Annotated in this window: 14 protein-coding genes and 1 tRNA gene; 14 read left to right on the plus strand and 1 reads right to left on the minus strand. The window is 24.5% G+C overall.

Annotation, left to right across the window (positions count from 1 at the left end; genetic code table 4):
- The 14 genes from C6B38_RS10100 to C6B38_RS05370 form a co-directional block, all read left to right on the plus strand.
- Positions 1-260, plus strand: a 260-nt coding sequence (locus C6B38_RS10100) for a hypothetical protein (RefSeq protein WP_199558591.1), incomplete at its 5' end; no start/stop codon positions are given.
- A 78-nt stretch (positions 261-338) separates the two neighbouring features.
- The gene (locus C6B38_RS11935; protein WP_255401080.1) at positions 339-461 is read left to right on the plus strand and encodes a hypothetical protein; all 123 of its coding nucleotides are present in this window, start codon (positions 339-341) and stop codon (positions 459-461) included.
- Positions 462-720: 259 nt separating this feature from the next.
- Positions 721-999, plus strand: a complete 279-nt coding sequence (locus C6B38_RS05315) for a UPF0236 family transposase-like protein (RefSeq protein WP_146693322.1) — start codon at positions 721-723, stop codon at positions 997-999.
- Positions 968-1,321 carry a hypothetical protein gene (locus C6B38_RS05320; protein ID WP_105298920.1) on the plus strand — a complete coding sequence of 118 codons (354 nt, stop codon included), beginning with the start codon at positions 968-970 and terminating at the stop codon, positions 1,319-1,321. Before C6B38_RS05315 ends, C6B38_RS05320 begins: the two co-directional genes overlap by 32 nt.
- A 183-nt stretch (positions 1,322-1,504) precedes the next feature.
- The gene (locus tag C6B38_RS05325; protein WP_233485560.1) at positions 1,505-1,804 is read left to right on the plus strand and encodes a hypothetical protein; all 300 of its coding nucleotides are present in this window, start codon (positions 1,505-1,507) and stop codon (positions 1,802-1,804) included.
- A gap of 128 nt (positions 1,805-1,932) precedes the next feature.
- The gene (locus C6B38_RS05330) at positions 1,933-2,637 is read left to right on the plus strand and encodes an ECF transporter S component (protein WP_105298921.1); all 705 of its coding nucleotides are present in this window, start codon (positions 1,933-1,935) and stop codon (positions 2,635-2,637) included.
- Between the two features lie 59 nt (positions 2,638-2,696).
- Positions 2,697-2,773, plus strand: a tRNA-Arg gene (locus C6B38_RS05335).
- Positions 2,774-2,889: 116 nt separating this feature from the next.
- The gene (locus C6B38_RS05340; RefSeq protein WP_105298922.1) at positions 2,890-3,648 is read left to right on the plus strand and encodes a DUF3196 family protein; all 759 of its coding nucleotides are present in this window, start codon (positions 2,890-2,892) and stop codon (positions 3,646-3,648) included.
- Between the two features lie 118 nt (positions 3,649-3,766).
- Positions 3,767-5,062, plus strand: a complete 1,296-nt coding sequence (gene tig / locus C6B38_RS05345; RefSeq protein ID WP_105298923.1) for a trigger factor — start codon at positions 3,767-3,769, stop codon at positions 5,060-5,062.
- Positions 5,063-5,378: 316 nt separating this feature from the next.
- Positions 5,379-7,697 (plus strand): endopeptidase La, encoded by a 2,319-nt coding sequence (gene lon / locus C6B38_RS05350; protein WP_105298924.1) that lies wholly within the window; start codon positions 5,379-5,381, stop codon positions 7,695-7,697.
- A 288-nt stretch (positions 7,698-7,985) separates the two neighbouring features.
- A complete protein-coding gene (locus C6B38_RS05355; RefSeq protein WP_233485561.1) occupies positions 7,986-8,372 on the plus strand; it encodes a hypothetical protein in 387 nt (128 codons plus the stop codon).
- Between the two features lie 482 nt (positions 8,373-8,854).
- Positions 8,855-9,064 (plus strand): hypothetical protein, encoded by a 210-nt coding sequence (locus tag C6B38_RS11205; RefSeq protein WP_233485562.1) that lies wholly within the window; start codon positions 8,855-8,857, stop codon positions 9,062-9,064.
- A gap of 390 nt (positions 9,065-9,454) precedes the next feature.
- Positions 9,455-9,637, plus strand: coding sequence for a hypothetical protein (locus tag C6B38_RS11210; RefSeq protein ID WP_233485563.1), 183 nt, complete (start codon positions 9,455-9,457; stop codon positions 9,635-9,637).
- Between the two features lie 47 nt (positions 9,638-9,684).
- Complete coding sequence (locus tag C6B38_RS05370) at positions 9,685-10,395, plus strand: type IV secretory system conjugative DNA transfer family protein (protein ID WP_233485564.1); 711 nt, start codon at positions 9,685-9,687, stop codon at positions 10,393-10,395.
- 166 nt (positions 10,396-10,561) lie between these two features.
- Here the strand turns inward: C6B38_RS05370 and C6B38_RS05375 are convergent, their stop codons facing one another.
- Positions 10,562-11,545, minus strand: coding sequence for an IS30 family transposase (locus C6B38_RS05375; RefSeq protein ID WP_105298925.1), 984 nt, complete (start codon positions 11,543-11,545; stop codon positions 10,562-10,564).
- Positions 11,546-11,571: the final 26 nt, after the last annotated feature.

Raw genomic sequence — 11,571 nt, forward strand, 5'->3', positions numbered from 1 at the left:
ATGGTGACAACTTTTTTAATAAAACATATGAAGATTTGAATAGATATGCTGTTGGAGAAATTGCATATAGGTTAGAAAATATAGATGATCTTATTTTTCAAAATTATAAAAATGATGATAAATTTAAACATTATCGAGTAAAAGATAATATTAAAAGAACATTAATTACTTTAAAAGGTAAAATAACGTTTAACAGACGAAGATATACGTTTAACAGACGAAGATATTATAAAATTAACCCAATAACAGAAAAAGAATAATATATTTTTATTTTAGATGAATTTTTACTAATTAAAAATTGACAAAAAGTAGGAAATGATGTTAAAGAAAGAATTTTATTGTTTTTAAGTGATGATAAAAAATACCGCGATATTTTAGATGCCTTAGAACAAGCAAAAATTAGTTTAATGACAATTTCAAATACAAAAAAACGCAACAACAAACGACAAATATTATATTAATAATACCACTATTAAAATAAAAGTTCCGCATACTTTATATATTCAAATTGATGGAACTTTTCTTAAAATAGAATACGATAGAAAAAAGGTTAAAAAACACACCTTATTATCTACTGTTCATACTGGTTATGATCAAGAAAAATCAACCGAAAAAAGACATGTAATTGCAAATAAGTTAGGTGTTTACGAAATAGATAATATTCCAATTTATATTTCTAAAAAAACAAAATTAACCCGTTTTGTTGTTAAATTAATACTTTTGATAATAAGTAATTATAATATTCAAGATGATACTGAAATTATGATTTTAGGTGATGGAGCAAATTGAATTAAAGGGGTTAAAAAAGATATTGCAAATCGTTTTCCTAATAACAAAGTTCATTATACAATAGACAAATTTCATTTAGTAAAAAGATTTAAGGATTTATTACCCCACCGAAGAATAATTAAAGAAAATGAAGAAACTTTTAAACAAGTTGTTGATTATTTTTATAATGGAAAATATTATGAATTATTACAATGTTTTAAAAAAAAGTAAGTCATTTATTCCTAGTTCTAAAAAGTTTTTAAGAAAAACAATTAATTTAATTAAAAATAACGAAGAGGGCATTAAAAATCAAACATTATGAAATAATATCGGTTGTCATATGGAGGGCGATGTTTCCCATTATGGTACGGGTATATTTTCTAAAAAAGGAATTTATAGCGAAAAAACTGTTATAAATAAATTGAATACTAGTATGCTAAAATTAAGAAATAATATTAAGGATTTTAAACAATCAGAAAAACCACCAGAAAATAATAGTATTTTATATAATAATTTTAATAAAACTGAACAACAAAAATTACGTCTTTATTAATTTTATTTTTAAATTAAATAATTTTAATAAAAATGCATTTTTTGTTGTGATTAAATTTAAAAAAATATAAAAATTTGTTGACAATAAAATTAAACATGGTATATTTAAGTTAAGTATGTGGATTATTTATTCCATAATTTCTTAAAATATAGTAAATACCCCAAAATAATTTATACAGTCGAATTGAGAGCAAAACAAAAATTAGAAGTCGCATTACCTTACTTATGAAGCTTTATTGATAGCAATAAAAAAGATGCAATAGAGGCAATAACAAACAGAGAAGATATTAAAAATATTAAAATTAAAGAAAAACTTGTTAATTTAGTAAAAGAGTTATCTAGTGAAAACTTAACAATTGCAAAAACTAATAAAACTAAAATTTTAATTGAAGGATTTAATAGCATTATAGTTACTATAAATTTTTCTAAAAATGAATACAATGCAACAATCAAACTAGGAAATGTTAAACTTGAAACAGAATAAATTGTTGGATATAAAATGCTTTGTATATAATTTATACAAAGCATTTTATATCCAACTTAATAATTTTTATAGTTAGTTTTTACTTTGCTATATTTTAAAAATAATTTATAATTAAATAAGGTGATAATATGCAGACAAAAATAAAAGATTTATTTTACTTAGATACAAAAAGAGTTGTTGCAATGGCAATTGTGATTGCTTTATATGTTTTATTGTCATGATTAAGTAAAATAATGAATTTGACAGTTTTTCCAGTTGCTTCGTTTTTGAAAATTGAATTAACTGATTTTTTAATGTTATTAGCTCTTCGTTTGTTTGGTATTATTTATGCTACTTTTTTAACTATTAGTGTTAGTTGGTTAAGAATTGTTTACTTAGCTAATACTCCAATTGATGTATTTGCTTTAATGTTATCTGATTTAATCTTTTTATTAGTTTTTTGATTAGGTGATAACTTTTTCCGAAAAGGAATTAATCGCTTGTTTAAAAATAATTTTTCAAAAAAAACTGATTATTTAATTACAACAATAAATGTTGGATTAGCAACAATTACTGTTTCATTTGTAATGGCATTATTTAATTGATTATTTATTTATGATATGTATGCTCATTTTTTAAATCTTTCCCGTGAAATAGTACAAGGATTTAAAAGTATTTTAGTACCAATAATTATTCCTTTTAATTTATTGAAATTTACAATTAATAGTATTGTTTTTATCTTAATTTATCGCGCAGTAATTCACCTGCAAAAGCAATTTATAATAATAAAACCAAGAAAAGAAGTAACAGAAGCATTACATGATTATAATATTATTGATGAAATTTATTTTTAAAAAAGCAAACTTATTTTCTTGAAAATATTCTTTAATTTATGTTATCATTTCTATGGTATGCCCACGTAGCTCAGTAGGAGAGAGCATGCGCCTTCTAAGCGTAGGGTCGGGAGTTCGAATCTCTCCGTGGGCGCCATTTTTTAAATTGTAATTAAATTAAAAACCTTATTTAATCATTTAAATAAGGTTTTATTTTTTTAAAATTGTTATAATAATATAAATGATTATTTTTTTCTAAGGAGGATTTATTAAATGCAAACACCATTGAATTATTATGATGAATTAATTGATGAGATTAAAAAATTAATTAGCAATTATGATTATAATGGTGCCTTTGTTAAAATTAATGATGAATTAATGATGCCTTATATTCCTCAACAAGTTGAAACAGTATTGAGAAGATTATTACAAGAAGTTAATGAAAAAATGCAAAAGCAAAAACCAAGAGAAACAACAGTTTGAACATTAGCAAAAATTAGTGATATTTTAGCAAATCCAGCTGATGAAGAAACACAATTATTAGCTTTTCAATATTTAAAAGACCAAAATTTACGACAAATTTTACCAGTAATTCGTAAATATTTTTTGAATAAAAAAGTAACTGATTTTGCAAAGATTTATTTATTATACTTATTAAAAAAACAAGAAATTACAGAAATCTTTGAAGTGAAAAAAACAAATGGCACTTTTCAATTGAATCCAAGCCAAATAATACCATATAAAGAAAATGAACAAGTTAAGACCATAATGAAATTATTAGACCAATGAGTTTATAATGATAATCCTAGTTTATATCATACTTGCTTATATTTGCTAGAAACATACTATTATAACTTATATCCTTATTTTTTAGAAAATAATGAAGAAAAAGAATTAACGGTTGCCATTATATATCAAGGTCATCGGATGTATGGTGAGCAAATAGTAGTCCAAGATTTGGTAGAACAATTTAAAGTCCAAATTGAAATAGTAAAAAAATATCTTCCTTACTTAGAACAAGAAGGATTATAAAATAAATTATTATTTAGAAATAAGTCATAAAAGCAAAATAAATTGGGGAAAAAAGTTATTTAAAGTCATTCTTTTTGTTATAATAAATTATGTGCAATAATTAGTTAAGGAGTAAAATATGAAATTTAAAGCGGAAAAAATACAAGATAAAGGAATTGGAAAATGATATGTAATCATTGATGGTACAGAATGAACAGAATATATTCAAAAAGCTGAAAAAAAAGCAGCAGAGCAATTAGAGGTCCCTGGTTTTCGAAAAGGGAAAGTACCTACCGATTTAGTTAAAAAACATTTAACTGAAGCAAAAATTTTAGATGCAGCGCATCATTTAGTTGTTAATAAAGCTTATAAGTTTGCATTTGATCAAAAATCAGATATTGAACCATTTTCATCACCAGTTCCAAGTGTACAAAAAATTAGTAAAACAGAATATATCTTACAATTAGAATTTGATTTAAAACCAGAAGTTAAAATTAGTAAGTATACTAGTTTTACTGATAAACAGTTAAAGAAGACAAAAATTGAAGTTAAAAAAGCAGAGATTGAAGATAATATTAATCAATTACGTAATCGTTTTGTAATTTTTAAACCAAAGATAACAGAAATTACAACTGGAGACACAGTAATTTTTGATTTTGAAGGTTTTGTTGATGGAAAACCATTTAAAGGTGGTAAAGCAAGAGATTTTACGTTAGAGATTGGTAGTGGTCAATTTATTCCAGGCTTTGAAGATGCCATGATTGGTTTGAAAACAGGTGATAAGAAAGAAATTAATGTTACTTTCCCAGCAGATTATCATGTTGAAGAATTAAAAGCAACTCCTGCTATTTTTAAGTTAAATATTAAGGAAGTTAAAACAAAAGAATTACCAGAATTAAATGATGAATTAGCAAAAGATGTTAATTTAAAAGGCATTGATACATTAGCTAAATTGGAAGTGCATGTTAAAAATAATATTTATGAGCAATTATTAAAACAAGAATATGATCATTTTATTGGTAATTTATTCCGCTTAATTGCAGAAGATTCAAAGATTGCTTTACCAGAATCAATTATTCGTAAAGAAGCAAATCAATTAAAACATGAATTTGAACAAAAGTTACAAGGTCAACAGCTGGATATGAAAACTTATAAAAAACGAACAGGAATGTCAGAAAAAGATATTTTTAATGAGTTATTTAAAGACGCTAAAAATCGTTTAGAAAATGGTGTTATTGTTGATGCAGTTGTTCAAAATGAAAATATTACGGCAACTGAAGCAGAAATTGATGAACAATATGAAAAGTTAGGAAAACAATTTGGAATTGATGGTAAAACATTAAAAGAAACAAAATTAGTATCCGATCAACAAGTAAAAGAACAAGTTATTCATGATAAGGTATTTGCCTTTTTATATCAAAATAATGGTGAATAGAATAAAAACTAACATTATTGTTAGTTTTTTTATATAGTAGGACAATTTGAAGTAGTATGAAAAGTGCTAAATTTTCTTTCTTTTTGTGGTATAATAAAAGTATTATTAATTAAAAACTAGTATTTCTTCATTTTGGGATAAAGATATAATAAACAATAGGGGTGATGATTTTTTAAAAATTAGCACTTATCTATTGCAAGTGCTAATTTTTTTGTTATAATTTTTGTGTAACTTAAATTTATATTGCGATATTTTTTAAGATAAGATAAGATATTTTCAATATAAATGAAGAAAAGAAACAGGAGGTGTTTTGAAGATGGATTCAAAAATAACACATTTAAAAAATGTACCAGTTCTTGTAACACGGGGTAGTTATATTTTTCTAGGCTTTGAACAAGTATTAGAAGTAGGGCGAGATAAATCAATTTTAGCGGTAAATACAGCTAGCAAGGATTTTGATAATCATATTGTTTTAGTTAGTCAAAAAAAACCGTTAGAAGATAATCCAAAGTTATCTGAAATTTATCGAATTGGGATTTTAGCAGAGTTAAAAATTCGTAAAGTGTGGGAAGATGGTAGTTTAACAGTTAATTTTAAAGCAGTTGATCGGGTAAAAATTTTAGATTTACGCGAAGGAGCATTTTATGCTGCTGATATTGATATTTTGAAGTCATTTGTTAAATCAGAAGATAAAATTGTTGAAAAATTAACAGCTAATATTAAAGAATTAATGGAATTACAGGATATTTTGCCAGAAGATTTATTAGATCAAATTGGTGATTCAGTTGATGGGAATGAAGTTGTTGACACAATTGCCCAATTTTTACCATTTATTCCAGTGGCGAAAAAACAAGAAATTATTGAGGAATTAGATGTTGAAAAAAGGCTTCAAATTATTTTTGATCATTTAGTTAATAAACAACAAGCAAATGATATTGATAATAAAATTAGCAAAAAAATTAAAGAACGAGTTGATGAACAACAACGTGAATATTACTTACGGGAAAAATTAAAAGCAATTAAAGATGAATTAGATGAATTTGATGGTGCAGCTGATGAAATGAAATTATATAAAGAACGATTAGCAAATGAATTATTTCCAAAAAATATTAAAGAACGAATTGAACAAGAAATCACTCGTTATGAAGCATTGCCACAAGCATCAAGTGAATCAAATATTATTCGAACTTATATTGATTGAATGATGCAAATTCCATGACATGAAAAAACAGAAGAAAAAAATGATTTAAAATTTGCAAAAGAAGTGTTAGATAAATATCATTTTGGTTTAGATAAAGTTAAAGAAAGAATTATTGAATACTTAGCTGTTAAAACAATGACTAAATCTTTAAAAGGACAAATTATTTGTTTAGTAGGGCCACCAGGGGTTGGGAAAACAAGTTTAGCAAAATCAATCGCTGAAGCAACAGGGCGAAAATTTGTTAAAATGGCCTTGGGAGGCGTAAAAGATGAGTCAGAAATTCGTGGACATCGTAAAACATATATTGGAGCGATGCCAGGGCGTATTATTCAGTCAATGAAACGTGCTGGTTCAATAAATCCATTATTCTTATTAGATGAAATTGACAAAATGGCCTCAGATTATCGTGGTGATCCTGCTAGTGCGATGTTAGAAGTATTAGATCCAGAACAAAATTCAACATTTTCTGACCACTACTTAGAAGAAACATATGATTTAAGTGATGTTATGTTTTTTGCAACAGCCAACTACTATGATAATATTCCAGAAGCTTTAATTGATCGAATGGAAATTATTCAATTATCATCATATACTGAGTTGGAGAAATTCCATATTGCAAAAGATTATTTAGTGCCAAAAGTATTAAGTAATAATGGTTTAGCAGATGGACAATTAACAATTACTGATGATGCAATTAATGAAATAATTAAATATTATACGCGTGAAGCAGGAGTTCGTCAGTTAGAACGAGATTTAAATGCCGTTGCACGGAAATTTATTGTTAAGTTCTTAAATAAAGAAATGGTTAATTTAACAGTTAAACCAAACACTGTTAATGAACTATTAGGCAAACGTCGTTTTGAACATACTGAAAAAGAAAAAGAATCACAAGTTGGAGTTGTAACAGGATTAGCATATACTCAATTTGGTGGTGATATTTTACCAATTGAAGTTAATAGTTTCTTAGGAAAAGGTTCATTAGTGTTAACTGGAAAATTAGGTGACATAATGAAAGAATCAGCATCAATTGCATTAGACTATGTAAAAGCAAATTTTGGTAAATTTAACATTGATTCAAAATTTTTTGAAACACATGATATTCATATTCATGTTCCAGAAGGAGCAGTTCCAAAAGACGGTCCATCAGCTGGAATTACCTTAACAACAGCAATTATTAGTGCTTTAAGTAATCGACCGGTATCAAAAGATATTGGAATGACTGGTGAAATTACTTTGCGAGGACAAGTTTTACCAATTGGTGGGTTACGAGAAAAATTAATTTCAGCTAACCGTAGTGGTTTAAAAACAATTTTAATTCCACATAAAAATATTAAAGATATTGAAGATATTCCAAAAGAAGTTCAAGAAACATTGAATATTATTCCAGTTGGAACATATGATGAAGTTTTCAAAAATGTTTTTGGCACAAACTAGATTTTAAAATGTATCAAATTTGATACATTTTTATTTTCTTTTGTTTTAACTCTAAATTGACAAAATAAATTAAGTATAGTAGTATCTTGTTGTATATGATTTAAAAAATGGTTTTTTAAAGTACATGACTTATATTTATTAATCCTTAATAAATATAATAATGATAAAGGGTAAGAACTATGCGTGCTATGGTAAAAATTGAAAAATTAGTAAAAAAAAATTCTAAAAAATACCAGAAAACAAATTAAAAAACTTGCAAGAGCATTAGGCTTTAGTAAAAAGCAATCAATGCAAATTGCAACAAAAAATACACATAATTTAATAGAAACAATGGAAAATTATCAAAAAATTTCTAATTCAGACCAAAATCTAAATTTTGAACCAGGTTTTTTAAACAATATATCTTGATCTTTTTTGAATAATGATAGTACTAAAGATGAATATGAATATGAAATCCCAATTAAATTAAATAATACGCCAATTTATGAAAATATTCCATCTTCTAAAAATGAGCCAATCTATGATTATTTACCACCAGCTAAACCAGTTTCAGAATTAAAAAAAGAAACAATTGTTTCAGTTTCACAGTTAGATTCAGCAAAAGTTAGCAATGTGTATAAAAAAATAACAGAAAATAAAAATAGTATAGTAGAAGAAAATACTGTTGAAAGATAAAATGATAAACTAAGTTAAAATCTTTAAATAATATTATTTTTCTTTTAAATATTCGTATTAAATGTTTAAAATAATTTTATTTTTATTTATTTTAAAAATAAAAAATTTCTGATATAACTATTAGAAGGGTATTTTTAACAATTCATAACATATATTTAACGATAAAATGATTTAGAATTGCCAAAGGAGGTTTAATTTTAAAATTGTTGCTAAATTAATATAAATATGATAGAGTGAAAATGTATATGATTTAAAAATATAAATATTGATATTTTTAAAATAAATGACTTTAATTAATTATTTCATTAAAGTAATTAATTAAATATTTAAAAAAAAGAAGAATTTATGGAAATTACTTCAGGATTTAAAACAACTTTAAAAAAATATTACAAATCAATTAAAAAAAGAATTAATATATTTTTAAAAAAATTGGTTTTAGTAAAAAGAAAACCTATGAAGTATCAAACCAAGTTGTTACTGAAATGTATGGAACAATAGGTAGATATGTTCAAAAAAATATCGATGATCAAATTGAACCAAAAAGTTTCGGACAAGGAACAATTAAAAACAATTTGGAATTATTTAATCAAACAAGTAGTTTGCCATCATATAGTGAAGCAATCATAAATTCTCAGTCAGACAATCAAGTGAGTGGTTTGCCATCATATAGTGAAAGAAAATGAAATATATAGTTTATAAAATAGAAATTTTTCTAAATATTTTTATTTAAAATTTTATTATAAATAAAGACAATATTAAGAAGGGGTTAGGTTATTAAAAATCAAATTTACTACTTTAAATTTATTCAAAAATATACATATACATATTAGTTTTTACAGGCAATTAATATTTTAATTGCTTTTTTATTTTTTTAAAATAATAAGGTGATATATGATATTTATGCTATAATTTTTTTGTATATGGCCAAGGTTACTGGTAAATTACATTAATTTATTTTTTGGAAAAAATATGAGTGTAAGAACTTGACTATCTTCAGTAGCAATTTTATGTTTAGTTCTAGTTATTTATGAAATAATTTTATTAATAAAATATAAAAGAGCTCGGAAAAAAATTTTAGTAATATGCTAAATGAAACAATAAAAAATTCAAATAAAAATTTAATAAATAAAGAAAAAGATATTGAAAATATTAAAACTAAAGTAGTTAGCATTCTTAGTTATAAAGAAAAAATTAATATTATAGTATTAATTATTGGAATTGTAGGAATGTTCCTTTTTTCTACACTAAGTTTTTTATATGCATAAAAGTAAAAGATTTTCAAAACACCAAAAAGATAGTTTAATCGCTGCGTGTGTTTTTCCCGATTGCTAATATCTTTGGTACCATTATTATTTCATTTTTCAAAGTATGAAAAATGCCAGGTTTTACTTTTAGTAAATTTTTTCCTTATTTATGAAAATTTATGTCTGAAAATATCACTTTTGTCTTGATTTGCATTTTAGTTATTTCACTCCTTTTTTGATTAATTGCTTGTTTTATAATATTTGTTGCTGCAAAACATTTTGAAAAAACATATGTTAAAAAAACAGAAACATCAGAATATGGAGGAGCAAAATGAATTGTAAATGAACTAGACAAGAAAGGAAGTATTAAGGAATTTAATAAATTATATCCTGTTCATAATTTACATGATGTTAAAAATAAAGCAGGATGAGTAGTAAGATTTTTGAGAAAAAACAGTAAAATTAATTTTAATGTTCGTGGTAATACACATGCAATATGTTTAGGAACAACTAATAGTGGGAAATCACAAAAAATTGTAATGCCTTCTGCTATTTATAATAGTTGTTTACCAGAAAGATATAAACCATGTCTAATTTTTACTGATCTTAAAGGAGAATTATATGATGTTTTATCAAAACTATTACAAAAAAATGGTTATGAAGTACTAGTTTTAAATTTACGTGACCCTAAAAATTCGTCTTCTTGAAACCCATTGGCAATTTCTTACAAGTATTATTATGATTCAGTTACTATTGCAAAAGAGTTAAAATATTTTTAGTGTATTATGTAAATCTAAACTCCAAATTTATCTCTTGTTATTTTGATAATAACACTCTTTTAAAAAAATGCAACTATTTTTAAAAAAAATTATTTGTTAAATTATTTGTAAATTTATCTTAATTTTAGCAGACTGAAAAATAGTTTATTAAATTATTCAAATAAACTTATCTAAAATTCTCTGAAAATATCTCTTTTGCCGTTCTTCAATTTAAACAAGGCCGTAGTTTTTCATTTATAATATCAACTACTAAATTTATTTCTTGTTGCGTAACAGGATTAAAATCTGTTCCTTTACCATATCGTTTTCTAAATTCACGGTTCATTCTTTCAATTAAGGGTTTTTGTTTTGGTGAGCCAGGGTCACAATAATAAACATTAGAACCAGTAATCTTTTCCATCTCTTCAAATTTACTAAATTCTTTTCCGCGATCTGTTATTATTCCTTTAATTTTTCCAACTAAACCATTAATTCTAACTAATTCTTCAAGTTTTTCTAAAACTTCATTAGCAGTATGATTTTCTAATTTCATAGCAAAGTATTTTTTACTTGATTGTTCTACTAAAACTAAACAACTAGATTGATGGTTTTTTCCAACAACAGTATCCATTTCTAATCAACCAACATTAGAAACTTTATTTTCAATATCTCAAATTGACCTAAATCTTTCATCTAATTTTCCACGATTATCAGGTCTTTTCTTTGTTCTATTTTTTCTACCACCATTTAATAAATCTTTCTTTAACAAACCCAAAAGACCTAAATGAATTCATTTATAAAATGTTTTAAGACAAGCAGGAAATTTAATCCCAAACTTTATTAAAAATTGTTGAATAATTTCTGCTGGTGTATCACCCAAAATATTAAATCTTAAATTTAAAAATTCTTGTTGTTCTTCTGTAAATGTAAGTATTTTTTTAATACACTTCTGTCGTTTTTTATAATAATCATCATGTGCTTTACGATCATCATAATCTTCTATATTTTTAAATCGCTTAATTTCTCTTTTAACAGTATTAATATCTCTTCCTATTTGTCTTGATATTTCAGATAAATTAAGTATACCATTTTTCTTTTTGCAACTATCAGATAAAAATAAATCCTTAAAAAATCTTCGTTCATCATATTTTACATGTGTATAATCTTTCATTACTCTATATTTCCTCCAATTATTTT

It is taken from the genome of Spiroplasma sp. ChiS (genome assembly GCF_002968355.1).
Lineage (GTDB): Bacteria > Bacillota_I > Bacilli_A > Mycoplasmatales > Mycoplasmataceae > Spiroplasma > Spiroplasma citri.